Raw genomic sequence first — 24,252 nt, 5'->3', positions numbered from 1 at the left:
GAATTCTCACAAAATGCGCACGGCACACGGCCGCAAGAGATCGCCCCTGAGAGGATCACCATCAGGGTTATCACGAACATACCTGATTAGTTCGTAAATTGAATGTCTTTGGGGGTGGCAGCTTGCAACCACTTGTAACAAACAGCACTGCCGCCGCAGACAGGTCGGCAGTGCACAATAGCCACATGCACGATTCCGCCTCTCCCTCCCTGTACGCCGCACGGCGCCACCGGCTGGCACAACAGCTTGGTCCGCATGCCGTTGCCGTGATTCCGACGGCCCCCGAACGTCCGCGCAACCGCGACAGCGACTTCCCGTACCGGCACGACAGCTACTTCTATTACCTGACCGGCTTTGCCGAGCCGAATGCCACGCTGGTGCTACGCACCGATGCTTCCAGCCAGCCCCACGCCACGCTGTTCTGTCAGCCAAAAGACCTGGAGCGCGAAATCTGGGATGGCTACCGCCTCGGCCCGGATGCCGCCGTCGGCAGCCTGGGCATCGATGCCGCGTTCAGCCAGGCCGTGATCGACCAGGAAATGCCGGCCCTGCTCGACGGTGCCCACCTGGTGGCCTACCCGTTTGCCACCCACGCCGGCCTGGAAAGCCGTGTCGCCGGCTGGCTCGATGCGGTACGTGCGCGCACCCGCCTGGGTGCCGTCACGCCGGCGCGCCAGCTGGATGCCTGCACGCTGCTGGACGAGATGCGGCTGGTCAAGGACGCACACGAGCTGTCCCTGATGCGCCGCGCCGCGCAGATCAGCGCCCGGGCCCATGTGCGCGCCATGCAGGAAAGCGCGCGCCTGCTGCGCACGGGAGCCGATGCGCGTGAGTACCACCTGGAAGCCGAGCTGCTGCACGAATTCCGCCGCCAGGGCGCGCAGTTTCCGGCCTATACCAGCATCGTCGCTGCCGGTGCCAATGCCTGTGTGCTGCATTACCGTGCCGATACCGCCCCGCTGCGCCCGGGCGAGCTGGTGCTGATCGATGCCGGCTGCGAGCTGGACGGTTACGCCAGCGACATCACGCGCACCTTTCCGGCCGATGGCCGATTTACTGCCGAACAGCGCGCTGTCTACGATGTGGTGCTGGCGGCGCAGCAGGCCGCAGCGGATGCCACCGCGCCCGGCCGCCGCTTCAACGATGCGCACGAGGCGGCCCTGGCCGTGCTGGCCCAGGGCCTGCTCGATCTGGGCATTCTGGACCGCAGCAGGGTCGGCAACGTGCAGGACGTGCTGCAGCAACGCGCCTACCTGCCCTTCTACATGCACCGCACCGGCCACTGGCTGGGCATGGATGTGCACGATTGCGGCAGCTATGTCGAGCCGTCCGAGGCTGGCCAGGCCACCGAACGCACCGACCCGGTCAGCGGCAAGACCGTGCTGGAACGCCCGAGCCGCATCCTGCAGCCTGGCATGGTCACCACCATCGAGCCCGGCCTCTACATCCGCCCGTCCGACACGGTGCCGGAACGCTTCTGGCACATCGGCATCCGCATCGAGGACGATGCCGTGCTCACCGCCGACGGCTGCGAGCTGATCACGCGTGACGTACCGGTGCAGGCCGACGAGATCGAAGCCCTGATGCGCGGCTGATGCGGGCCGGCCTCAGACCAGCGGCACCGGCCGCTCGTCGAACACGCGGCGCAGCACAAAGCTGGAGTGCACACCCGTCACGCCCTCGATGCGGGTGAGCTTGTGGAGCAGCAGGTGCTGGTAGTGGTCCATGTCGCGCACCACCACCTTGAGCTGGTAGTCGGACTGCTGGCCGGTGATCAGCAGGCATTCCAGCACCTCGGGAATATCGCCCACCAGCGCCTCGAAGTTGGCAAAGCGCTCGGGCGTGTGCTTGTCCATGGAAATGCTGATCAGCGCCATCAGGCTCAGGCCGAGCCGGCGCGCATCGACCAGCGCGCGGTAGCCGGCGATCAGGCCGGCGTCTTCGAGCGCCCGCACGCGCCGCAGGCAGGGAGATGGCGACAGCCCGATGGCATCGGCCAACTCCTGGTTGGACATGCGCCCATTGGCCTGCAACGCGACCAGAATGGCGCGATCGTAGCGATCCAGCTCCATATCTTGCACCCAAACTCCTGATTTGGCAATTTTCTGCCAATATTGTGGCACTGCAACATGAAAATCGCAAGTTTCTGCTGCACCTGCACAACTAAGATAACACCCATGCAACAAGCAACAGCGACCCCGGTCTGACACCCCACCCGCAGGTGCAGACTCCCGACCAGGGCTTGTGGCCATACCCGATCCGGGTCACGCCGCAAGGAGATGGGCAGCCCACCAGGCAGCCAGGTCAGAAGTGATACAGTGGCGGCATCGTAACCCGGTGCCGCCACTTGTCTTTTGTACTGCTCAGCCTCAATGTCGCGCTTGCCAGTCCGCTGCTGATGCAGGGACGCAGCGTGCTGTCCGGTATCCGCAAGCGCGGTTCGTCCGCTACGCTGTCCGTCAGCCGGCTCGGTCTGCAGGGCGACGAGCAGGCCGATCTCGATGTGCACGGCGGCCTGCGCAAGGCCGTTTACGCCTATCCATCCGAACACTACGCCTGGTGGCAGCAGCAACGCCTCGCGCGTGGCGTGACGGGTGCCGACCAGCCCCTGCCCTGGGGCTTTCTGGGCGAAAACCTCACCCTCCAGGGACTGACCGAAGCCGATATCCATGTGGGTGACCGGCTGCGGTTTCCCGACTGCGTGCTGCGCGTGACCGAAGCACGCCAGCCCTGCGACAAGCTGGTGCACATCATGGACTATGCCCAGGCGGCGCGCGACATGGTGCAGCACGAACGCTGCGGCTGGTATCTGGCCGTGGAGCACACCGGCACCCTGTGCGCCGGCCAGCATGCCCAGCTGGAACCCGGCCCGCGCCAGACCCCGGTGGCCAGCCTGCTGCGCCGGCACCGCCACCTCTGACCCGCCCCTGCCTGACACCATGGACCTGCGACAACCCCTGGATTCCCGCGCCTATCTGCTGATGCTGCTGCTGTGCACCATCTGGAGCCTGCAACAGATCACGCTCAAGGCCACGGCTGCCGATTTTTCGCCCACGCTGCAGCTGGCGTTGCGCTCCGGCATTGCCGCACTGCTGGTCTGGGGCATGATGCGCTGGCGCGGCGAGCAGCTGACCGTGCGCGACGGCATCTGGAAGCCCGGCATCGCCGTGGGAGTGCTGTTCGCCTTCGAATTCCTGCTGATCGGCAAGGGGCTGCAATACACCAGCGCCGGCCACATGATCGTGCTGCTGTATTCGGCGCCAATTTTTGCCGCGCTCGGCCTGCACTGGAAGCTGCCTTCGGAACGGCTGGCACCGCTGCAGTGGCTCGGCATCCTGCTCGCCTTTGCCGGCATCGCGGTGGCCTTTCTCGGCCACGGTAGCGCCACCAGCGTGGACATGCTGATCGGCGACCTGCTGGCGGTGGGCGCCGCCATGCTCTGGGCCGCCACCACGGTGGTGGTGCGCACCACGCGCCTGGCCACGCTGCCGGCCACCCAGGTGCTGTTCTACCAGCTCGCCGCCGCCTTCGTGCTGCTGCTGCCGGGTGCGTGGCTGATCGGCCACACCACCTTCCACATGGAAGTGCCCGCCCTCTGGGCCGCACTGGCGTTCCAGGCGCTGGCGGTGTCCTTCTTCAGCTACCTGGTCTGGTTCTGGTTGCTGCGTTTCTACCTGGCATCGCGCCTGGGCGTGCTGTCCTTTCTGTCGCCACTGCTGGGCGTGGTGCTGGGTGCCTGGCTGCTGGACGAGCCGATCGAGCGCCATTTCATGATCGGCGCTGCCATGGTGCTGGTCGGCATCGTGCTGGTGAGTGGCCATGCCTGGCTGCAACAAGCCCTGCAGCAGCGCCGCGCCTGAGCCACGCTCCTACACCGGCACAAGCCCTGCTCCGTACGCCGGCCTGCCCTGTCCGGCTTACGCTGGAGTCTCCATCCACCCCACAGGAGACTCCCATGTCCGTAGCCAAAGTCCTCGAAATCAGCGCTTCCAGCAACAAGAGCTTTGAAGATGCGATTCAGACCGGCATCAGCCGTGTCAACACCAGCGTCGACCAGGTGCAGGGCGCCTGGATCCAGGAACAAAAGTCGTAGTTGAAGCCGGCAAGATCACCGAATACCGCGTCAACATGAAGGTGACGTTCATCGTGCTGGATGTGGCTGCGAATACCTCGCCGGCGAAGAAGACGGCGGTGCGCAAGAAGTAAGCCTGCTGCGTCATGGCCGGCATCCGGCCATGGCGAGCACCTGCAATCGCTGCGCTGCGCGGAAAGCACGATGCACAAAAAGCGCGCCTGCAGACGGGTGGCGTGTCACCCCGGCGCGCCAATGCCCGCTTGGAGTGCATCTCGAACTGCCTCATGGTATACCTTGTTTTCATGAAATAATAAATACCTTTTTATTATTTCATGCCTACCAGGGCAGGTATCACACTTGACGCACGTGAACAAGTGATTGCACTATGACGGCATTGACGATCAAACACAGCAGCACGTTCGGCATCTGGCTACGAGGTCTCAAGGACGACTCCACCCGGCGACGTCTGCTGCTGCGGCTCAGGAAAGTCAGCTTGGGCAATCTGGGTGACGTATCTCCCGTAGGCGCTGGCGTGATGGAAATGCGGGAGCACTTCGGCCCCGGGTGGCGCATGTATTACATCCAGCGCGGCTCCACACTCATCATCATGCTGGGCGGGGGCAACAAGACCAGCCAGGCGCACGATATTGTCCAGGCCAAAGCCTTGGCCGCCAGCCTCAAGGAGTAAACACGATGTCCTCTTCACAACCTGCCCAGCCTGTGCTGTTGACCGATTTCGATGCCGCCGATTACCTGAAAGACGAGGCGGACATCACGGCCTACGTGAATCTGGCACTGGAAGATGGCGACCCGGCACTGCTGCTGGCGGTACTGGGTGATGCCGCCCGCGCACGCGGCATGACACAGGTGGCAGAACAGTCCGGTCTGTCCCGTGAGGCCTTGTACAAGGCACTGCGCCCCACTTCACGCCCGCAATTTGCCACCGTGGCGCGGGTCTGCCGGGCATTGGGCATCAAGCTGGTAGCACAGTCAGCCTGATTCCTGACATTCTTCCCCGATCCTGTTGCAGCAAGGATACTGACTGCGCACTCCAGGATCGAGGTACCGCATGCGGGCAGCCCGATGATCGGCTGCCCGGCTGTCCCCCTTTGCAAAAATGGGGGTCAGCTCACATGCTTGCCAATCAGCCCCGCCAGCGCAAACATGTTGACGCTGTCCGCACCCAGCACCGGGCGCAGCTTGTCGTCGGCCACGATGGTGCGCTTGTCCTTCGGATCCTGCAGGTCGTGGCTCTTGATGTAGTCCCAGATCTTCTTCATCGCCTGCGGGCGCGAGATCAGGTCGTCACCGATGACGGCAGCGAGTTCGGCGCTGGGCTTGAGCGTACCGGCCGCCGGAGCGCGCTTCTTTTTCTCGGCGGCAGGTTGGGCCGCCTTGGTTGCCTTGGTCACCTTGGGCTTGGCAGCGGCTGATTTCACCGCCTTTGCCGGCTTGGCGGCAGCTGCCCTGGTCGCGGCCGTACCGCGCGCTGCGCCTGCCTTGCCGGGACGCGGCTCGAATTCGAAGCCGACCTTGCCCGCAGCCGCATCCCAGACCAGGAAGGCCTTGAACGGACGGCGCGTCTTGTTCGAGATGAACTTGTCGAGCAGGTCGGTCTTGCCGGTTTCCAGCAGCTTGGCCAGCTGCTCGTGCGTGATCGGCTGCTGCAGGATGATGGCACCGGTCTTGAACTTGCAACTCGGCGTGACCTGCTGCACCGTGGGCACGGCTTTTTCGCAGACGTAGTTGCTGCCATGCTCGACCACGCGGCTGCCGCAGGACGGGCAGCTGCCCAGCGCCTGTACCTGGGTCAGGTCCAGCAGTTCGCCGCTGTCGCCGTCGCCCTTGTCGCCAAAGTCGAATTCGAGCTTGTGGTTCTTCGTTTCCTCGTCAAAACTCAGCTTGAGTTCGGCGGTGAACGGCCAGCCGGCCTTGCTGCGGAAGCCTTCCAGCGGGCCGACCTGCTTGTCGCGCAGCAACTGCTCGACTTCGGCATCTTCAAACGTGCGGCCGCCGGGGATCTTGCTGATGGAAAAACCGCAGCCCTCGCCCGCGCCATGGGCCCCGGTGCAGCTGTAGCGACGGTAGTTTTCCTTGACCACGCCGCCACAGGTCGGGCAAGGCGTCTGCAGCGTGACGTAATCGCCCGGCACGGTATCGCGATCGTACTCCTTTGCCTTCATGACAATGCGCTCGGTCATGGCGGCAATGTCGCGCATGAAGGCTTCGCGGCTGAGCTTGCCATGCTCGATCTGCGACAGCTTGTACTCCCAGTCGCCGGTCAGCGCCGGCTTGCTGAGTTCGTCGACCTCCAGGCCGCGCAGCAGCGTCATCAGCTGGAACGCCTTGGCCGTGGGCATCAGTTCGCGGCCTTCGCGCAGGATGTATTTCTCGCCGATCAGGCCTTCGATGATGGCGGCGCGCGTGGCTGGCGTGCCCAGTCCCTTGTCCTGCATCGCCTCGCGCAGCTCGTCGTCCTCGATCCACTTGCCGGCACCTTCCATGGCACCGAGCAGCGTGGCTTCGCTGTAGCGCGCCGGCGGCTTGGTCTTCAGGCCCTTGGCCTGCGCCGATTCGGTCGCTACCTGCTCGTTGGGCTGCACCGGCACCAGGTTCTTGCCATCCTTGTCGTCGCCCGTTTCGGAGGCGGCTTCCTTGCCGTAGATCGCCAGCCAGCCGGGATTGACCAGCACCTTGCCATCGCTGCGGAAATGGTGCTGCTGCACCCGCGTGATGCGGGTGGTGACCATGAATTCGGCACTCGGGAAGAACACCGCCATGAAGCGGCGCACCACCAGGTCGTACAGCTTGCGCTCGGCCTCGCTCAGATTGCCGGGGGCCTGCAGGGTGGGGATGATGGCAAAGTGATCGCTCACCTTGCTGTTGTCGAAAATGCGGCGACTGCGCTTGATGTAGCCCTGGTCGATGGCCTGACGCGCATAGGGAGCCAGATGGCCCATGCCGCTGTCGGCCAGCATGGCAAAGGTCTGCTGCGCCACACCCAGGTAGTCCTCGGGCAGGTAGCGCGCATCGGTACGCGGGTAGGTCAGCGCCTTGTGGCGCTCGTACAGGCTTTGCGCCAGGCTCAGCGTGGTCTTGGCGCTGAAGCCGAACTTGCTGTTGGCCTCGCGCTGCAGGCTGGTCAGGTCGAACAGCAGCGGCGAGGCCTGGGTGCTGGGCTTTTTCTCTTCGGTGACGGTGCCGGTCTGGCCGCGCACGGCTTCGACAATCGCCTCTGCCTGGCGGGCATCCCACAGGCGATCGGCCCGGGCCTCGGCGTCATCGCCCTTTTTCCAGGCCGGATCGAACCACTTGCCGGGGTAGAGGCCGGCCTGGGCGGCGAACTCGGCATGCACCTCCCAGTAGTCGCGGCTGACGAACTTGCGGATCTTTTCCTCGCGCTCCACCACGATCGCCAGCGTGGGGGTCTGCACCCGGCCGACGGTGGTCAGGAAGAAGCCGCCATCGCGCGAGTTGAAGGCTGTCATGGCACGGGTGCCGTTGATGCCGACCAGCCAGTCGGCCTCGCTGCGGCTGCGCGCGGCATCGGCCAGGCCCCGCATCTCGGCATCGCTGCGCAGCTGGTCAAAGCCGTCGCGGATGGCCTGCGGCGTCATGCTCTGCAGCCACAGGCGGCGCACCGGCTTGCCTAGCGGCTTGGCCCCGCCGGCGTATTGCTCGATCAGGCGGAAAATCAGCTCTCCTTCGCGGCCCGCGTCGCAGGCGTTGATCAGATCCGTCACTTCCTTGCGCTTGGCCAGACGGGTGACCGCTCCCAGGCGCGACTTGGTCTTTTCCACCGGCTTGAGGTCAAAGTGCGGCGGTATCACCGGCAAATGGGCAAAGCTCCACTTGCCGCGCTTGACGTCGTATTGTTCGGGGGCCTGGATTTCCACCAGGTGGCCGACGGCGCTGGTGACAATGTAGCGATCGTTCTCGAAATAGTCGTCATGCTTGCTGAACGTGCCGGCAACCGGCGTCAGGGCGCGCACAATGTCTTGCGCGACCGATGGTTTCTCGGCGATGACCAGTGACTTGCTCATGGGATGATGGAATTCCTGTATAGATATCTGGTGCTGCGGCCAGCCTGTACGCTGCCGGATGGCGGCAGCATACCCCAGCTGACTGCACAATGTGCAGCAACATGTCCTTTTTATAAGCTACCACAAGCTGGCAGGTCGTCGACGCCCTGCCCTGACAATCGATTTCCGCATGTCCGCATCCCTTACCCTGAACTGGCCCGCCGAAACCCTGTGGAGCCAGATCGAACCGCACTGGCCCGGCTTCAGTGTGGAAGTCCTGCCCACCCTGGACTCGACCAACAGCACGCTGATGGAGCGCGCCCGCGCCGGCCAGGCCTGGCCGGTGCTGCTGGTGGCCGAGCAGCAGACCGCCGGCCGCGGCCGCATGGGCCGCAGCTGGCTCAGCGAGCAGGCGGTCGGGCAATCGCTCACCTTCTCGCTCGCCCTGCCGATGGACGAGGCCGACCTGTCCGGCCTGTCGCTGGTGGCCGGCTGCGCACTGGCGCAAGGGCTGGACCCGCTGCAGCGTCACGGCATCCGGCTCAAGTGGCCGAATGACCTGTGGCTGCAGCAGCGCAAGCTCGGCGGCATTCTGGTCGAGGTCTGCATTCTGGGTCGGCAACGCCATGTGGTGATCGGCTGCGGCATCAATATCGCGGCACCGCCGGTGCTGCCGGCAGCCGCCGCCGGTCAGGCCCGGGTCACGCCTCCGGCCTGGGTGCAGCAGTTTGCCCCCGGGGTCCTCGCGCCCGAGGTCCTGTTGCAGGTCGCCATGCCGCTGGCGCTGGCCATGAAACAGTTTTCGGTCCAGGGCTTTGCCCCCTGGCAGGCCGAATTTGCCCGGCGCGATGCGCTCGCCGGCCAGCTGGTCCGGTTGTCCGACGGCAGCGAAGGCCTGGCCAGCGGCGTCAACGCCCAGGGCGGCCTGCTGATCCGCCAGCTCGACGGCCAGCTGCACGAAGTGCTGAGCCAGGAAGTCAGCGTGCGTCCGGCCGCAGGCTGAATCCGCTACCATGCCTGCAGATGCCGGAGCGTCCCGGCCCACGGAATCGCCATGAACACCTCTCCCGCTTCCCCAGCCGTAGTGCACCTGATGGACTGGCAGGCCGCCCTTGCCAGCCAGCCGGATCCTCTGTCCGATGCCGCCCGGGACGCGGTAATCGCCGACTGGGCACAGCGCTGCTGGCTGGATCTGTCCATCGCCCTGCCGCACCAGCACCATGCCGTGCTGGCGCATCCGGGCAATCTGCAGATGGCTGCGCGCTGCTACCTGTATGCGGGCGAAGCCGCCAGCGGCTGGCTGCACTCGCCGCTGCATGGCAGCGCCGAAGCCCCGCACTGGAACGCCGACAGTGCCACGCTGGCCGATGAAGCGGCCCGGCTGGCGCTGGGCCGCGGCTTCTGCGCGGCCGATGCCGCCGTGCTCGGCCTGATGGGCGCACTCGCCGCCATCGATGCCGGCAGCCACACGCTGCCCGCAGACTTCACGCGCCAGCGCCGCCATTTCCCGCTGCTGGGCGCGCCCCGCGCCCAGCCTTTTGCCGGCATGCCGCGCAGCCTGCGCCAGCCGGCGCATCCGCATCGCCTGTATGCGGTGATGGGCGATGCCGACTGGGTCATCCGCTGCCTGGAGCTGGGCGTGAAACTGGTGCAACTGCGCCTGAAAGATCCGGCCCCCGGCGAACTGGACGCGCAGATGGCCCGCTGCGCCGAAGCCGCCAGCCGCCACGGCGCGCTGCTGATCATCAATGACCACTGGGAAGCCGCGCTACGCCACGTGCTGCACCGCAATAGCCACGGCATTTACGGCATCCACCTGGGGCAGGAAGACCTGCAACAGCTGTCCGATGCCGATCTGGACCGTATCCAGCTGGCCGGCCTGCGGCTGGGCCTGAGCACGCACAGCCTGTGGGAACTGTCACGTGCGCTGCGCACGCGCCCGAGCCATCTGGCCTGCGGCCCGGTGCACGCCACCACCACCAAGGACATGCCCTGGATTCCGCTGGGCAACACCAACGTCGGCTGGTGGGCACAGCTGCTGCATGCCGATGCCGGCCCTGCGCATCCGCCGCTGCCGCTGGTGGCGATTGGCGGCATGACCCCGGCGCGCGCACAGGTAGCCGCCGCTGCGGGGGCAGACATGGTGGCCGTGGTCAGTGACATCACGGGCGCGGCCGATCCGGCCGATGCCGTGCGCGCCCTGGATCAGGCGATTGCCGCCGGCCAGGCTCAGCGTGATGCCGAGGCGGCCCCGCCCTGGCCGGAGCCCACGCTACCGGCCTGAGGTCTGGCAGCGCGATAGCGCCATCAGAACTTGCGGAACACGAGCAGATTGCGCTGCGCCTCGGCCTCGCTCATGATGTCGGTGCTGATGCGCGTCAGGCCGGCACGGCCCACGCTCAGGCGCATGTTCTCGTCCTTGGAGGCCAGCTGGATCACGCTGTTGCTGGCATCCCAGCGGAAGCGGCCGTTGCTGGTAAAGCTGTAGGGCTGGGTGCGGCGCTTGATGGTGGTGGACAGCGTGTAGGTATTGCTGCCATTGAGCGTCAGCACCATGTCGATGCCGGTGCAGCCGGCTGGCGCATTGCTCGGGCAGCGGCTGCTGCCGATGTAGCGGCCGGGCCAGTTCACGCTGTAGCGCGCGCCCTGCACCGCCGTCGGGGCCACCTGCGTGGCCGTGGAGCCGGTGGTGGGGCCGCCGGCACAACCGGCCACGATCACGGCACCGGCACAGCCGGCAGCGGCCAACGCCAGGCGCGACCAGGAAGAGATTCGGGAAAACAGGCTCATCGGGGTATCCTACTGCGGGGCATGCAGCACTGCGCCGCATGCAAGGCGTGGTTAATGGCATCGAATGTACCGCCATCTGCTGCCAACTCCCGCGATCCGACAAGTCCTGTTACGATTTCCCCATGACCACGACTTCCTCCCCGGCCCCCATCGGCATCATCAGCGCGCTGCGCGACGAACTCTCGGCCGTGCTGCTGCGCATGCCGCCCGAAAGCCGGCAGCGCATTGCCAACCGCAGCTTCCGCCAGTGCCACTGGCACGGCCAGCAGGTAGTGGCGGTGCTGTCGCGCATCGGCAAGGTCGCCGCGGCCACCACGGCCACGGCCATGATCGAGCGCTATGGCGTGCGGGCCATCGTGTTCACCGGCGTGGCCGGTGGTCTGGGCGAAGGCGTGCAGGTGGGCGATCTGGTGGTGGCGCGCAGCTTTCTGCAGCATGACCTGAACGCCTCGCCGCTGTTTGCGCGCCATGAGGTGCCGCTCTACGGCCTGACCCGCTTCCGTACCGATACCCCGCTGAGCGATACCCTGGCTGCCGCCGCACGCCAGGCGCTGTCAGAGCCGGTCGGCCTGCTCGGCGCACAGGCGATGCAGGATTTCGGCCTGCACACGCCGCAGGTGCACGAGGGCCTGATCCTCAGCGGCGACCAGTTCATCAACACCGCCCAGGACAGCGTACGGCTGGTCGCGGAGCTGCCTGATGCGCTGGCGGTGGAAATGGAAGGCGCTGCCGTGGCCCAGGTCTGCCACGATTACGGCGTGCCCTTTGCCGCCATGCGCACCATCTCGGACCGCGCCGACGACAACGCGCATGTGGATTTTCCGCGCTTTACCGAACAGGTCGCCAGCCACTACAGCGCGGCCGTACTGGACACGCTGCTGGCACAGCTGCCGGCCTGATCCTCCTTACTGCAGCGCCTCGCGCAGCTGCCCGGCGTAGCCCTGCAGCAGCTCGAAGCCCGGCTCCTTGCGCGGCCAGGCCAGTCCGATACCATCATCGGCATGGCGTGGCACCACGTGCATGTGAAAGTGGAACACGGTCTGCTCGGCCTCCTTGCCATTGGCCTGCAGCAAGGTCAGCCCGGGCGGATCGAACACCTCGCGGATGGCATGCGCCACGCGCTGTGCCGTCTGCATCACGGCGGCGGCTTCCTCCGGCGTCAGGTCATAGAAGGTGGGCGCGTGGCGCTTGACGGCCACCAGCACATGACCGGGATTGCACTGTCCCAGATCCATGAAGGCCACTGTCAGATCGTCCTCGTAGACCCGGGCAGAGGGGATTTCGCCGGCGATCAGGCGACAGAAAATGCATTGTCCGGGCGGGGAGGTATCGACAAACTTGGGCATGGTGTCTCCTTTCTGGAAATGGTCATAGCCGTGATATTGACACGATTTGCCCCTGGCGCGTGCAGGGCCACGACACCGCATGCTCCCGGTCTCTCCGGCCCGGCTTTCCGCAGGTAGAATCGACCCTCCCTGCCCTCGCGGCCCCCATGTCAAAACAGTCCTGATTCCGTGAAAAAAATCCTCCTCGCCTCGCTCGCCCTGTCCGCCTTGTCCGTCTCTGCAGAACAACCCATGCAGGTCGATGATGCCGGCACCCTCACCCCAGGCGACTTCAAGCTGGAAAGTGTTCTGGCTCGCGACCACAAGGTGCGCAGCGGCGAATGGGCTTTCGGCTTCGCACCGGTGGCCTCCCTGGAAGTCGGTCTGTCTGCCACCCGCGCCTTTGACCGGGAGCCCCAGCCCAACACCAAACTGCAAGGTGCTGGCGTCAATGTCAAATGGGTACCGGTTCAGTCCGCCACCGGTTGGTCTCTGGGGGCCAGTCTGGCTTACGGCCACCTGCGCATCCATGAACACGCCACCCCGGCCAAGTACAACGAAAAAGCCTATGCTCTGACCGGTCTGGCCACCTATCGCCTGGAAAGTGATCAGGTCGTGCACCTGAACCTGGGCGCACAGCACACACGGGCACAAGGGAGCAGCGAGAACGCGGCCACCTGGGGTGCCGGCTATGAACAGCCGCTCACCCGCAAACTCCGGATGACTGCAGAGGTGTTTGGTCAGGAACATGCCGGCCCGGACAAGGCACTGGGTCTGCGTTACGAGGTGGCGCCGGGCCTCAAGCTATCCGCTGCCATGGGCCGCGGCAACGACCGCAATTTTGGCCGACTGGGCATGGCCTGGGAGTTTTAAGCCACTTCACGGCTTGAGCAAACGTCCCAGGTAGCGCCCCGTGTGACTTTCCGGCACCGCCGCCACCTGCTCCGGCGTGCCCTGGGCTACCACCGTGCCGCCACCGCCACCGCCTTCCGGCCCCATGTCGATCAGCCAGTCGGCGGTCTTGATCACGTCCAGGTTGTGCTCGATGATGACGATGGTGTTGCCGGCATCGCGCAGATGGTGCAGCACCTTGAGCAGCAACTCGATATCGCCAAAATGCAGGCCGGTAGTGGGCTCATCCAGGATGTAGAGCGTGCGCCCGGTATCGCGGCGGGACAGTTCCAGCGCCAGCTTGACACGCTGCGCCTCGCCGCCCGACAAGGTGGTAGCGCTCTGGCCCAGCTTGATGTAGCTCAGGCCCACATCGAGCAGAGTCTGCAGCTTGCGCGCAATGGTGGGCACCGCGCCCATGAACTGGAAGGCCTCGTCCACCGTCATGTCCAGGATCTGGGCAATGTTCTTGCCCTTGTACTGCACTTCCAGTGTTTCGCGGTTGTAGCGCTGGCCGTGGCAGACATCGCAGGGCACGTAGACATCGGGCAGAAAGTGCATTTCCACCCGCACCACGCCATCGCCCTGGCAGGCCTCGCAGCGGCCGCCGGCCACGTTGAAGCTGAAGCGCCCCGGGCTGTAGCCGCGCTCACGCGCCGCCGGCATTTCGGCCATCAGTTCGCGGATATGGGTAAACAGGCCGGTGTAGGTGGCCGGGTTGCTGCGCGGCGTGCGGCCAATCGGTGACTGGTCCACATTGATCACCTTGTCGAACTGCTCCAGGCCCTCGATGCCCTCGTGCGGAGCCGGTTCGGCATGGGCGCGGTGAATGGTCTGGGCCGCTGCGGCGTACAGCGTATCGTTCACCAGCGTCGACTTGCCTGATCCCGACACGCCGGTCACGCACGTCATCAGGCCAACCGGAATGTCCACCGTGACATGCTTCAAGTTGTGACCATGCGCGCCGCGCACCGTGATGCGCTGCAGGCCCGGGTGCTCCGCCGCGACCGGTGGCTGCTCGCCGCGCACCCGTGCCAGCGCACTGCTGCCGCGGCGGCTGGCCGGCGCGGCCTCGGGCTCGCGATGCGGCAGCCAGGCGGTGCGCGTGCGCGGCACCTCGATCCGGCGCGATCCCGACAGGTACTGCCCGGTCAGTGAGCCGGGAATCGCCATCACCTCCTCGCAGCTGCCCTGGGCCATCACGCGGCCGCCATGCACGCCAGCGCCCGGCCCCATGTCGATCACATGGTCGGCGGCGCGGATCATGTCCTCGTCATGCTCCACCACCAGCACGCTGTTGCCCAGATCGCGCAGGTGCAACAGGGTGCCGATCAGGCGGTCGTTGTCGCGCTGGTGCAGGCCGATGCTGGGTTCGTCCAGCACATACATCACGCCGGTCAGGCCGGAACCGATCTGGCTGGCCAGCCGGATGCGCTGCGCCTCGCCGCCCGACAGGGTTTCGGCGCTGCGCTCCAGGCTCAGGTAGTTCAGGCCGACATCGTTCAGAAAGCGCAGCCGGTTGGCAATCTCGCGCACCACCTTGTCGGCGATCTCGGCCTTGGCCCCCTGCAGCTGCAGCTGTTCGAAGTACTGCTGCGCCTCGCCCAGCGTGACATGGCTGATCTGGTAGATGGCGCGGCGCTGCCCACCCTCGCCCACAAACACATGGCGCGCCTCGCTGCGCAGGCGCGTGCCATGGCAGCTCGGGCAGGGCTGGATGCTGCGGTAGCGTGCCAGATCCTCGCGTACCACGGCCGAATCGGTATCGCGGTAGCGCCGTTCCATGTTCGGCATCACGCCCTCGAACGGATGCTGCTTGACCACTTCCTCGCCCTTGCGCGCGCCGCTTTCCATCACGTAACGGAACCGGATCCGCTCCTCGCCGGAACCGTGCAGCACCACCTCGCGCACCGCCTTCGGCAGCTGCTCGAAGGGCGCTTCCACATCCACCCCGTAATGTTGACAGACCGATTCCAGCAGCGAGAAATAGTAGCCATTGCGCCGGTCCCAGCCCTTGATGGCCCCGCCCGCCAGGCTCAGCCCCGGAAACGCCACCACGCGGTGGGCATCCATCACGTCCACATGACCGATGCCTTCGCAGGTCGGGCAGGCGCCGGTAGGCGAATTGAACGAAAACAGCCGCGGCTCCAGCCCGGCAATGCTGTAGTTGCACACCGGGCAGGCATACTTGGCGTTGAACCAGTGCTCGTGGCCGCTGTCCATGTCCAGCGCCACCGCCCGGTGTTCACCCAGCCGCAAGGCCGCCTCGAAGCTTTCCGCCAGCCGCTGGCGCGCATCGGGCCGCACCTTGAGTCGGTCAATCACCACGTCGATGCTGTGCTTTTCCTGCTTGGCCAGCGTCGGCAGGCTGTCCACTTCCACCACCGCGCCATCGATGCGGAAACGTACATAGCCGAGCGCCTCCATGTGCGCCAGCTGCTCGGCAAACTCGCCCTTTTTCTCGCGCGCCAGCGGTGCCAGCAGCATCACGCGTGTGCCCTCGGGCAACGCCAGCACCGCATCCACCATCTGGCTCACGGTCTGGGCCTGCAGCGGCTGGTCGTGCTCGGGGCAGTACGGCGTACCGGCGCGCGCGTACAGCAGGCGCAGGTAATCGTGGATCTCGGTCACCGTGCCCACGGTGGAGCGCGGGTTGTGGCTGGTCGCCTTCTGCTCGATGCTGATCGCCGGCGACAGGCCCTCGATCAGGTCCACATCCGGCTTGTCCATCATCTGCAGGAACTGGCGCGCATAGGTGGACAGGCTTTCCACATAGCGGCGCTGGCCTTCGGCATACAGGGTATCGAACGCCAGACTGGACTTGCCCGACCCCGACAGGCCGGTGATGACCACCAGCGCATCGCGCGGAATCTCCAGATCCAGGTTCTGCAGATTGTGCGTGCGGGCACCGCGGATGCTGATATGGGTATGCGCAATGTCAGCGCGCGAGGAAGAGCGTGATTTCGCCATGCGGATTGCGGCTGCCACCAGCAGCCGCCCAGAAAAAGGACAACAAAACATGATAGCCCAGCACCTTGACAGTGCCAAATGGCAGGGCTGCTTCACGCCAGCCGCAAACGCGTTACCATGCCCGTAGACGCTGCGCCATGCGGCCCGGCCTTGCACGCCCGCTGGCCGCCTGCGCACCACACCCCCCAGGAGACCCCGCATGCTGAATTTCGATTACCAGAACCCCACCCGCATCATCTTTGGCCAGGGCAGCACCAGCAAGCTGTCACGCAGCGTGCCGCCCAAGGCGCGCGTGCTGGTGCTGTACGGCGGCGGCAGCGTGCGCCGCAACGGCACGCTGGACGATGTGCTGGCCGCGCTGCAGCAGGACGGCGAACGCCATGTGGCCGAGTTCTCCGGCATCGAGCCCAACCCCACTTTCGAGACACTGATGCGCGCCGTGCAGCAGGTGCATGAGGAACAGATCGACTTCCTGCTCGCCGTGGGCGGCGGTTCGGTGATTGACGGCACCAAGTTCGTGGCTGCGGCGGCGCGCCTGCCCGCCAGCGAAGACGCCTGGAGCATTCTGGAAAGCCGTGGCCGCGTGATCAAGGACGCGCTGCCCTTTGGCGCCGTGCTGACGCTGCCCGCCACCGGCTCGGAAATGAACGCCGGCGGCGTGGTCACGCGCGCCGCCACGCACGACAAGATCTCCTTCAGCAGCCGCCTGCTGTACCCGCAGTTCTCCATTCTGGACCCGGTGCGCACCTACACCCTGCCCGCGCGCCAGGTGGCCAACGGCGTGGTCGATGCCTTTGTGCACACCATGGAGCAGTACCTGACCTACCCGGTCGATGCCCGCGTGCAGGACCGCTTTGCCGAAGGCCTGCTGCGCACGTTGGTGGAAATCGGCCCCGATGCCGTGGCCAGGCCGGAAGACTACGACACCCGCGCCAACCTGGTCTGGAGCGCCACCATGGCGCTCAACGGCCTGATCGGTGCCGGCGTGCCGCAGGACTGGGCCACCCACATGATCGGCCATGAACTGACCGCGCTGCACGGCATCGACCATGGCCGCACGCTGGCCATCGTGCTGCCGGCCGTGATGGAAGTGCGCCGCGAGGCCAAGCGCGACAAGCTGCTGCAGTACGCCGAGCGCGTGTGGGACATCCGCGACGGCGATGCCGACGCCCGCATCGATGCCGCCATTGCCCGCACCCGCAGCTTCTTCGAATCGCTGGGCGTACCCACCCGTCTGGGCGACTACCAGCTGGGAGCCGATGCCATCGATCCGCTGGTGGCGGCGCTGGAAAAGCACGGCATGACGCAACTCGGCGAAAAGCAGGACATCACGCCGGACGTCAGCCGCCAGATCCTGCAAGCCGCGCTGTAAGCGAGGCCAGCCGGGGCAGCGGCCGTCACGGCCGTGTCACCAGACAGTCACATGCCTGCGCCATGATGAGGGCGTGATGACTGTCTGCATCCTCTCATGTCCCTGAAGGCACACCTGTACCGGGGCATGCTGTTCCTGACGCTGCCCCTGCTGCTGTTGCTGATTGCCGGCCCCCTGATCTGGCCGGACATCGACCAGATCATCATGCGCTACCGGGCCGCCGATATCCCGGCGGAACAGGCCATGACCGAGGGCGCCTTCCCGCTTCCCGCCAACCACGGACTGAGCTACCTCACCTGGCGACAGACCCAGCCACAGGCCATCGACAACCTGTTTGCCCCCGGCAGCGAAGCGCTGCTGCACGCCATCCAGAATTCGCTCTACCAGATCCCGGCCTACCGGGGCCAGCTGCTGAACGTGGTCGGGGACCTCCGCTTCGGCCCGCAGACAGTGGAGATCCAGCTGGAAACTATCGACAACCCGCACGTCCGGGATCGCTACCGCTGGCAAGCCGATTCCGGCTGGGTCTACGAACAGCCCGAGCGGCTGTTCAGCCAGGCTTCCCATGAACGGCGCGTGCCACTGCACACCCTGACCTTCGCCCTGCTGCCCTCGCTTTACGCCGATGCGCGCCAGCGCAGCGACGGCCTGTACCAGGCACGCATCCCCCAAGTGGTGTTCGCCACCGGCACCAAACGCACGGTCCAGCGCCTGGCTGCCACCACCCATGTCGGCCTCGGCAACGCCTCCAGTTGGGTGGTGCGGCTGCATGACTCGCGTTCCATGCGCACCGTGATCTATGCGCCCCATGGCCGTTTGAGAAAGGTGGTCGATTGATGCCTGTGCGACCCCGTCGTCACGCACGGCTCTGGCTGCTGGCAGCCATCGGCCGGGAGCTGCAGCAATTGCCGGCCTTCGGCGGGCAGCCGATCCAGCTGGTGGGGGAAGTGGTTTTGCCCACGAGCAGGTCAGCGTGTTGGTGCAAGACCCGCTGCAGCCCACGCATTACGACCGCTACACCTGGCAACAGGGCGCTTGGCAGCGCCAGGAAGCCGTCAAGCTACCGGTTCCGGCCCGCAAGCACGCCTTGCCGGCCGCCCAGGTGCCCTGGGCCACGGCGGCGGCTTCTTACGGCAGGCGACAGCCGAAGCGGCCAAACTGGAACAGGCCCGTCCACTCAACGATCTGAGCTTTGAACTGGATGTCTACGACGGGCCGCACTTCAGCGTCTACCTGCGCAACGAACGCCAGTACCTGTCACTGGACTACGCCCCGGATGGACAGCTGCTGCGCCACAGGACGTTCTGAGAACCTTCAGAGCGGATAACCGACCGCGCCCAGCACCTTGAGCGGCCCTTCGCGGCGCACCAGCTCCATCTGCTCCGGCTGGCGCAGGTAGAGCGCACCGCCAAAGCAGATCGCGCTGAGCGAAATACCCTCGACCATTTCCTGACTGCGCGGAATCAGCAGCAGCCAGCCATCGCCAACCAGCAGGTTGCAGGCCGGCAGGCAGCCATCGGTATCCGGCGCCAGGCCGAGCTGGCTGCAGGCCACCTGGAACGCCTGATGCAGCGTGGTGGCGGTCTGCTCTACCGGAGCACCCTGCATCTCGCCGATGCGCACAAAGCAGTGCTGCAGCGGCAGCGCCGGATGCCGCGCCACCTCCAGCGGCTGCGCTCCCTGCGGCAGACCGGGCAGATACAGGCGCAGGTTGGCCTGCTCGTCGGTACCAGGAATCCATTGCAGGTGCTTGTGACGCTGGCTGGCGCCGGCAGCGGTGCCGCCGTTGTACAGGCCCAACCCGCCGGCCTCGGTCATCACCAGCGCCAGTGCGGTGAAATCGGCCAGATTCAGCGGCTCCAGCTGCTCGGCAAACACGCGGCGCGCCAGTACCAGATGGCGCGCGGTGAGCGGAAACTTGTTCAGGATGATGGTGTGGTGCTCGCCGATCGGGCCGACGGTCAGCGCCGGATCGGGGTTCAGGAAGGGGTTGAAGTTGGGGTCACGCGGGCCACCGGGAATCGCCACCTGGGCCGTGGCATCCTTGGCCGCCAGCGAGGCCACCCACAGCACCCGGAAGCGCATGCCGCCATCGTCCATCTCGATCTGTTCCGATTGCACGGGGACCAGGTCGCCAGAAGCCAGCGCGCTGGCGCTGCGGGAATCGATGGCGTGCATCAGGGGGGTGCTCATGCGGATACTCCTTGTGGTGGGGCGGCAACAGCCTTTCTCTGAAACGGCAAAACAGCTTGGGAGATTAGCAGCTGCCACCGCTTCCGGCCAGCGGGGAAGACCCTTGCCCGCTGGCCGGGCCAAGGCCCTGTTGCCAGGGGGCTCTTGCACGTCGGGGCCGCTGGCCGGGTTCTACAATGCGCGTTTTCCTTTTTGCACGCAGGCCCTGGCAATGAGCAGCAGCACCTCTTCACGCGACGGTTTCAGTTCCGGTTTTGGCGTTATCGCCGCCACCCTGGGCTCGGCCGTGGGGCTGGGCAATATCTGGATGTTTCCCTACCAGGTGGGCATGAATGGCGGCGCCGGCTTTCTGCTGATCTATCTGCTGGCCACGCTGGTGGTGGGCCTGCCGCTGATGATCGGTGAAATCAGCCTGGGCCGCAGCGCCCGCAGCAACCCGATCAGCGCCTACCGCAAGCTGGCTCCCGGCAGCGGATGGTGGCTGATTGGTGCCATGGGCCTGCTGTCGGTGCTGCTGATCATGTCTTTCTACTCCAGCGTGGTGGGCTGGGTGTTTGCCTACGTCGGCAAGAGCCTGGGCGGCAGCATCCTGACGCAGGACCGCGCACTGCTGGAAGGCAGTTTTGGCCAGCAGATCCAGTCGCCACTGCAGGCGCTGGGCTGGCAATGGGCGGTGCTGCTGGTGGTGGGCAGCATCATCACTTTTGGCGTGAGCCGCGGCATCGAAGCCGTGACCAAGCGCCTGATGCCGCTGCTGTTCGTGCTGCTGATCGCGGTGGCGGTGGCCTCGCTGTCCCTGCCCGGGGCGATGGAAGGGGTGCGCTTTCTGTTTCTGCCGGATTTTTCCCGGCTCAACGGCCAGGTGGTGCTGATGGCGCTGGGGCTGGCCTTTTTCAAGCTGTCGCTGGCAGTCGGCAGCATGATGATTTACGGCAGCTATTTCCGCCAGGAGCAGAACATTCCGCGCACGGCACTGACCGTGATGCTGGCCGATTTGAGCGTATCGCTGTTGGCCGGGCTGGCAATTTTTCCGGCGGTATTTGCGCTGGGCTTCAACCCTTCCGGCGGCCCGGCGCTGCTGTTCCAGACGATTCCGGCCGTGTTTGCCAGCATGCCCTTGGGGCATGGGCTGCTGGTGGTGTTTTTCATCCTGACGGCGCTGGCCGCCATTGGCGCCATGCTGTCGCTGGTGGAAGTGCCGGTGGCCTTTCTGCACGAACACTACCGCCAGCCACGCACCCGCGCCACCTGGTGCGTGATCGTCGTGCTGGCGCTGCTCGGCAGCCTCAGCGCCCTCTCGGCCAGCAGCCTGAGCCAGGTGCAGCTGGCCGGCATGTCGCTGTTTGACCTGTTCGATTTTCTCTCCAGCAAGCTGCTGATGCCGCTGTGCGGACTGCTCACCTGCATCTTCATCGCCCGCCGCTGGGGCCGCGAGGCCTTTGTGCAGGCCAACAGCAACCAGGGTGCCCTATCCAATCAGGCTCTGCTGCGCCGGGTGTACTGGGTGCTGACGCGGATTACGCCGGTGCTGATTGCGGTGGTGATGGGGGTGGGGTTGCTGGGGTAAAGGTCAGTCAGTCTCCGAGGCCATCACGCGAATCCGTAAAACCCGAGCCAAGTACAACAGTGCCGGCTCCCCCTGAATGCCCAATGCCGACCATGACTGGTCGGCATTGGACTGATCCCGGGCATGCAAGCATGCCCGGGATACCCCGTGGATCAAATCACCACGAAGTCGCTGGTCAGCAAGCTGGCGGGCTTGTTTTCCAGAGTGGCAAAGACCGTCGGCGCATACACCGTGTTCGTGCCATCTGCATCGTAGGACAAATTGCCGGTTGCGCTGTCATACAGCACCGTCGGATTTTGCGTGGTAGCGCTGCTGCCAAACTCCAACGTCCATGCCGGTGAAGTGCCTTCCAGACCAGGCAAATAGCGGGAATCCAGTACCAGCTTGTCGCCTTGGGCAGCATTGAAATCCTTCACCACATCAGCGTTGGCTGCAAGCAAGGGCGCAGTGAACACGAAGCGATCCGCACCTGCACCACCTGTGAGGGTGTCAACGCCGGCTCCGCCAATCAGGATATCGTTACCGTTGCCGCCATTCAGCGTGTCATTGCCGATACCACCGTACAGCCGATCATCGCCATCACCCCCATTGAGCGTATCGTCACCAGCACCGCCGTACAGGGTGTCATTGCCGCCCATGCCGTTCAGTGTGTCAATACCGTCACGGCCATCAATGGTGTCGACTCCCGCCGTACCCGTCAGGGTGTCGGCAGTCACATCGCCAGACAGGGTGGCATTGCTGATCGGCAAGGCAGTCAGGTTGATGATCAGGTGGCTTTCAACCACGTCACCATCTCCATCCACAAACCTGAACAGGGCCACTTCCGGGTCGTAATTGACAACGCTCGCAGGCGGATCGTAGGTGTAGTTCCCGGACTCTGTGCCTTGTGCCATAGCAATGGTCAGCACGCCACCCTTGGCCGTGGTAACTTGCAGTTTGCCGTTGCCCAGATGCTGCCACGTTCCGCCGTTGCCAGTCATCGCCTGACCATCCCAAGTGTAGATATGGCCGCCGATTTCCACCCTGGCCACATAACCGCCATCTCCACCAAAGCCCGAGCCGGGGATGCTACCTGCCAGCAGTGTGCTGTTGATCGCCTGAGGTACTGGCGTAGTTCCGGTCAGGAAAGCTGCCAGATCACTCATGTTGGTCACGACCTTGGCCAGATTGGCATTGTCATCTGCTCCGGTCACACCGTTGTAGGCAATCGGAAGCAACTGGTTCAGGTTAGCCCCCGCCCCCATGCCGATGGCATAGGAGACAATCTTGTAGTCCTTGTTGATGTTCAGCTCGCCACGCAGGAAAGATTCCCAGTTGGCCTGGCCCACATCGGTATTGCCACCAGCCTGGAAGCCGGTGATACTTCCGCTGCTGATGCCATTATTGGAACCATTGCTGGCCGTGGGTGCGCCATCCGTCAGCATGTAGGAAATATTGGCAGGATCCTTGCCCTTGGCTACCGGCTGACCATACACCCCGTTTACGGTATCGTGACCGTAAATGCCCTGCGCCGCATTGTTGGCCGCACTGAAGGAGTCGATCAATTCCTGCAGGGCAGCATCATAGTTGGTGGCACCAGAACCATAGTAATTGTTCCAGGCATTAATGATCGCCTTGGCCTGCGCAATGGTCACCCAGCCCGCAGTCTGCTGCGTGGCGCTGTAGTTGAAGCTGGACAGGCTGACCCTGACCTCCCCTTCCTGCGCCGCATTCAGGTTGGCCTGGTACTGATCCAGCATGATGTTCAGGGCATCCTTGGCCGCACCCAGACGGGTCGTGTTGTAGGTTGTGCCGTTGGCCCTGGTAATTGTCACAATGTCATCCATGCTGCCAGACAAGTCCAGACTGATCATGACGTTGGCGTAGAACTTGCTGGCCACACCCACAGTCGAATACACCGGTGAGGCATACGGGCTGTCATCTTCCACGGTGACAACAAATTTTTGCTTGTCGACACTCAAGTCGCCATGCCCATCCCTGACCTGAACATCAAAGGCGAAATCCAGCACGTCTTCGACAGTCTTGTTCGGATGGTCCAGCGGCTTGATAAGGGTAACATTAACCCCTGCCTCATACGCATTGGTCGCTCCTGTAGCCAGCGCCGGGGTACTTTCTACCTTGATGACCTCGACATAATCCGGCTGCCCCTTGGTACCGGTGTAGCCGATCAGGACGTTATCCGTGGTGTCATCCCATTGGACCAACTTGCCACCAGAGGTAAATGGCGGTGTCAAGGTGGGTGCCGTGAACTTGAAGGTATACGTCAAGCTGTCCACGTCCACGAACTTGATCACACCCAAGGCCTGGGCATTCGCAGCATCCGTCTGGTCAGAGGTTCCGGCACTATCCGGAATACCACCGGTCAGGCCTTCTTCTGAAACCACCATCTTAACCGGTGTACCCGGATCCAACTCGGGCGAGTCATTCTCCCCTGTAATGGTGATTTTCAGGGTCGTGGTTGACAGATCCCCGTCGCCATCCCGAATCGTGTAGACAAAGCTGTCAACTGCGCTATCTCCCTCTCTCATGGTCTGGGCGACTGCATTCGGCTTGTAGGTATACGTGCCGTTGGCCTGCAGCGTCAAGGTACCGTACGCACCTCCAAACGCAGTTCCTACATTACCAACCACAGCCGTCGTTTCATCTGTACCGGCCAGACGAACTCCAACCACCGTCGCGCCATCTGCGCCCTGGATGTCGTTGGTCATCACCATGCCGTCAGTGATTTCCTGATCTTCCGTGATGGTGCGCGTGTCTGCCAGCGCCGTCGGCACATCGTCCACGATCTTCACCGTCAACGTGCTGCTGGCCGGATCATCATCCATGTCCGTCAGCACCACCGCAAAGTCCTCGAACAGATCGTTCTTGCCATTGGCAGTCGGGTGCGTCTCGTTGTCCTGCAGCGTGTACGTGTACGTCACCACACCCGTGGCCGCATCGTAGCCCGTGATCTTCAGCTCGTTGCCCAGGGGCGTCGTGATCGTCTTGGCCGTGAACACATCATTCGTGATCACTGCCTCGCCATGCACCGTCAGGCTCTTGATGCC

Annotated in this window: 21 protein-coding genes; 14 read left to right on the top strand and 7 right to left on the bottom strand. The window is 64.7% G+C overall.

The window, feature by feature from the left end; genetic code table 11:
* Window positions 1–185 precede the first annotated feature (185 nt).
* A complete protein-coding gene (locus C513_RS0111310; protein WP_018716126.1) occupies window positions 186–1,595 on the top strand; it encodes an aminopeptidase P N-terminal domain-containing protein in 1,410 nt (469 codons plus the stop codon).
* A 12-nt stretch (window positions 1,596–1,607) separates the two neighbouring features.
* Here the strand turns inward: C513_RS0111310 and C513_RS0111305 are convergent, their stop codons facing one another.
* Window positions 1,608–2,072 carry an Lrp/AsnC family transcriptional regulator gene (locus C513_RS0111305; protein ID WP_018716125.1) on the bottom strand — a complete coding sequence of 155 codons (465 nt, stop codon included), beginning with the start codon at window positions 2,070–2,072 and terminating at the stop codon, window positions 1,608–1,610.
* A 275-nt stretch (window positions 2,073–2,347) separates the two neighbouring features.
* Here C513_RS0111305 and C513_RS0111300 point away from each other — a divergent pair, with 275 nt between their 5' ends.
* From C513_RS0111300 to C513_RS0111280, 5 genes are all read left to right on the top strand, one after another.
* Window positions 2,348–2,920, top strand: coding sequence for an MOSC domain-containing protein (locus C513_RS0111300; protein ID WP_018716124.1), 573 nt, complete (start codon window positions 2,348–2,350; stop codon window positions 2,918–2,920).
* Between the two features lie 19 nt (window positions 2,921–2,939).
* Window positions 2,940–3,860 (top strand): DMT family transporter, encoded by a 921-nt coding sequence (locus C513_RS0111295; protein WP_018716123.1) that lies wholly within the window; start codon window positions 2,940–2,942, stop codon window positions 3,858–3,860.
* Window positions 3,861–3,955: 95 nt separating this feature from the next.
* Window positions 3,956–4,093 (top strand): dodecin family protein, encoded by a 138-nt coding sequence (locus tag C513_RS14640; protein ID WP_018716122.1) that lies wholly within the window; start codon window positions 3,956–3,958, stop codon window positions 4,091–4,093.
* Window positions 4,094–4,460: 367 nt separating this feature from the next.
* Window positions 4,461–4,763 carry a type II toxin-antitoxin system RelE/ParE family toxin gene (locus tag C513_RS0111285; protein ID WP_018716121.1) on the top strand — a complete coding sequence of 101 codons (303 nt, stop codon included), beginning with the start codon at window positions 4,461–4,463 and terminating at the stop codon, window positions 4,761–4,763.
* A gap of 5 nt (window positions 4,764–4,768) precedes the next feature.
* Window positions 4,769–5,074 carry an addiction module antidote protein gene (locus tag C513_RS0111280; RefSeq protein ID WP_018716120.1) on the top strand — a complete coding sequence of 102 codons (306 nt, stop codon included), beginning with the start codon at window positions 4,769–4,771 and terminating at the stop codon, window positions 5,072–5,074.
* Between the two features lie 125 nt (window positions 5,075–5,199).
* On the opposite strand, the gene C513_RS0111275 is transcribed toward C513_RS0111280, so the two are convergent.
* On the bottom strand, window positions 5,200–8,118 hold the full coding sequence (locus C513_RS0111275; protein WP_018716119.1) for a DNA topoisomerase III: 2,919 nt from the start codon (window positions 8,116–8,118) through the stop codon (window positions 5,200–5,202).
* Window positions 8,119–8,287: 169 nt separating this feature from the next.
* Between C513_RS0111275 and C513_RS0111270 the strand changes: the two genes are divergently transcribed.
* The gene (locus C513_RS0111270; RefSeq protein ID WP_018716118.1) at window positions 8,288–9,100 is read left to right on the top strand and encodes a biotin--[acetyl-CoA-carboxylase] ligase; all 813 of its coding nucleotides are present in this window, start codon (window positions 8,288–8,290) and stop codon (window positions 9,098–9,100) included.
* Between the two features lie 51 nt (window positions 9,101–9,151).
* Window positions 9,152–10,381, top strand: a complete 1,230-nt coding sequence (locus C513_RS14460) for a thiamine phosphate synthase (RefSeq protein WP_156816101.1) — start codon at window positions 9,152–9,154, stop codon at window positions 10,379–10,381.
* Window positions 10,382–10,404: 23 nt separating this feature from the next.
* Here C513_RS14460 and C513_RS13765 read toward each other — a convergent pair whose 3' ends face one another.
* A complete protein-coding gene (locus tag C513_RS13765; protein WP_018716116.1) occupies window positions 10,405–10,887 on the bottom strand; it encodes a copper resistance protein NlpE N-terminal domain-containing protein in 483 nt (160 codons plus the stop codon).
* A gap of 122 nt (window positions 10,888–11,009) precedes the next feature.
* On the opposite strand from C513_RS13765, the gene C513_RS0111255 reads away from it, so the two are divergent.
* A complete protein-coding gene (locus C513_RS0111255) occupies window positions 11,010–11,786 on the top strand; it encodes a 5'-methylthioadenosine/adenosylhomocysteine nucleosidase (RefSeq protein ID WP_026320789.1) in 777 nt (258 codons plus the stop codon).
* A 6-nt stretch (window positions 11,787–11,792) separates the two neighbouring features.
* On the opposite strand, the gene C513_RS0111250 is transcribed toward C513_RS0111255, so the two are convergent.
* Window positions 11,793–12,233, bottom strand: coding sequence for an HIT family protein (locus C513_RS0111250; protein WP_018716114.1), 441 nt, complete (start codon window positions 12,231–12,233; stop codon window positions 11,793–11,795).
* Window positions 12,234–12,401: 168 nt separating this feature from the next.
* On the opposite strand from C513_RS0111250, the gene C513_RS0111245 reads away from it, so the two are divergent.
* Window positions 12,402–13,085 carry a hypothetical protein gene (locus tag C513_RS0111245; RefSeq protein ID WP_211215742.1) on the top strand — a complete coding sequence of 228 codons (684 nt, stop codon included), beginning with the start codon at window positions 12,402–12,404 and terminating at the stop codon, window positions 13,083–13,085.
* 6 nt (window positions 13,086–13,091) lie between these two features.
* Here C513_RS0111245 and uvrA read toward each other — a convergent pair whose 3' ends face one another.
* Window positions 13,092–16,073: an excinuclease ABC subunit UvrA gene (gene uvrA, locus C513_RS0111240; RefSeq protein ID WP_018716112.1), complete on the bottom strand. Its 2,982-nt coding sequence runs from the start codon at window positions 16,071–16,073 to the stop codon at window positions 13,092–13,094.
* A 199-nt stretch (window positions 16,074–16,272) separates the two neighbouring features.
* Here uvrA and C513_RS0111235 point away from each other — a divergent pair, with 199 nt between their 5' ends.
* From C513_RS0111235 to C513_RS0111225, 3 genes are all read left to right on the top strand, one after another.
* Entirely contained in the window at window positions 16,273–17,445 is a 1,173-nt protein-coding gene (locus C513_RS0111235) for an iron-containing alcohol dehydrogenase (protein WP_018716111.1), read from the top strand.
* Window positions 17,446–17,541: 96 nt separating this feature from the next.
* Window positions 17,542–18,282, top strand: a complete 741-nt coding sequence (locus tag C513_RS0111230) for a hypothetical protein (protein ID WP_018716110.1) — start codon at window positions 17,542–17,544, stop codon at window positions 18,280–18,282.
* 198 nt (window positions 18,283–18,480) lie between these two features.
* Window positions 18,481–18,753 carry a hypothetical protein gene (locus C513_RS0111225; protein WP_018716109.1) on the top strand — a complete coding sequence of 91 codons (273 nt, stop codon included), beginning with the start codon at window positions 18,481–18,483 and terminating at the stop codon, window positions 18,751–18,753.
* A gap of 6 nt (window positions 18,754–18,759) precedes the next feature.
* On the opposite strand, the gene C513_RS0111220 is transcribed toward C513_RS0111225, so the two are convergent.
* Window positions 18,760–19,638, bottom strand: coding sequence for an ATP adenylyltransferase family protein (locus C513_RS0111220; RefSeq protein ID WP_018716108.1), 879 nt, complete (start codon window positions 19,636–19,638; stop codon window positions 18,760–18,762).
* 211 nt (window positions 19,639–19,849) lie between these two features.
* On the opposite strand from C513_RS0111220, the gene C513_RS0111215 reads away from it, so the two are divergent.
* On the top strand, window positions 19,850–21,205 hold the full coding sequence (locus C513_RS0111215) for a sodium-dependent transporter (RefSeq protein WP_018716107.1): 1,356 nt from the start codon (window positions 19,850–19,852) through the stop codon (window positions 21,203–21,205).
* A 152-nt stretch (window positions 21,206–21,357) separates the two neighbouring features.
* Here C513_RS0111215 and C513_RS14690 read toward each other — a convergent pair.
* A partial coding sequence (locus C513_RS14690; protein WP_018716106.1) for an Ig-like domain-containing protein occupies window positions 21,358–24,252 on the bottom strand: 2,895 nt, incomplete at its 5' end.

Source organism: Allobrachymonas chironomi DSM 19884 (genome assembly GCF_000374625.1).
GTDB classification, from domain to species: Bacteria; Pseudomonadota; Gammaproteobacteria; order Burkholderiales; family Burkholderiaceae_C; genus Brachymonas; species Brachymonas chironomi.
Note: the sequence above shows the minus strand (reverse complement) of the source record. Positions and strands in the feature narration are given on the sequence as shown.

Bases quoted from the DNA above. Each gene is read 5' to 3' on its own strand.
- C513_RS0111285 (WP_018716121.1), top strand. From the start codon at position 4,461: ATGACGGCATTGACGATCAAACACAGCAGCACGTTCGGCATCTGGCTA.
- C513_RS0111270 (WP_018716118.1), top strand. From the start codon at position 8,288: ATGTCCGCATCCCTTACCCTGAACTGGCCCGCCGAAACCCTGTGGAGC.
- C513_RS0111235 (WP_018716111.1), top strand. From the start codon at position 16,273: ATGCTGAATTTCGATTACCAGAACCCCACCCGCATCATCTTTGGCCAG.
- uvrA (WP_018716112.1), bottom strand. From the start codon at position 16,073: ATGGCGAAATCACGCTCTTCCTCGCGCGCTGACATTGCGCATACCCAT.
- C513_RS0111280 (WP_018716120.1), top strand. From the start codon at position 4,769: ATGTCCTCTTCACAACCTGCCCAGCCTGTGCTGTTGACCGATTTCGAT.
- C513_RS0111310 (WP_018716126.1), top strand. From the start codon at position 186: ATGCACGATTCCGCCTCTCCCTCCCTGTACGCCGCACGGCGCCACCGG.
- C513_RS0111215 (WP_018716107.1), top strand. From the start codon at position 19,850: ATGAGCAGCAGCACCTCTTCACGCGACGGTTTCAGTTCCGGTTTTGGC.
- C513_RS14640 (WP_018716122.1), top strand. From the start codon at position 3,956: ATGTCCGTAGCCAAAGTCCTCGAAATCAGCGCTTCCAGCAACAAGAGC.
- C513_RS0111250 (WP_018716114.1), bottom strand. From the start codon at position 12,233: ATGCCCAAGTTTGTCGATACCTCCCCGCCCGGACAATGCATTTTCTGT.
- C513_RS0111275 (WP_018716119.1), bottom strand. From the start codon at position 8,118: ATGAGCAAGTCACTGGTCATCGCCGAGAAACCATCGGTCGCGCAAGAC.
- C513_RS0111230 (WP_018716110.1), top strand. From the start codon at position 17,542: ATGTCCCTGAAGGCACACCTGTACCGGGGCATGCTGTTCCTGACGCTG.
- C513_RS14460 (WP_156816101.1), top strand. From the start codon at position 9,152: ATGAACACCTCTCCCGCTTCCCCAGCCGTAGTGCACCTGATGGACTGG.
- C513_RS13765 (WP_018716116.1), bottom strand. From the start codon at position 10,887: ATGAGCCTGTTTTCCCGAATCTCTTCCTGGTCGCGCCTGGCGTTGGCC.
- C513_RS0111255 (WP_026320789.1), top strand. From the start codon at position 11,010: ATGACCACGACTTCCTCCCCGGCCCCCATCGGCATCATCAGCGCGCTG.
- C513_RS0111305 (WP_018716125.1), bottom strand. From the start codon at position 2,072: ATGGAGCTGGATCGCTACGATCGCGCCATTCTGGTCGCGTTGCAGGCC.
- C513_RS0111220 (WP_018716108.1), bottom strand. From the start codon at position 19,638: ATGAGCACCCCCCTGATGCACGCCATCGATTCCCGCAGCGCCAGCGCG.
- C513_RS0111295 (WP_018716123.1), top strand. From the start codon at position 2,940: ATGGACCTGCGACAACCCCTGGATTCCCGCGCCTATCTGCTGATGCTG.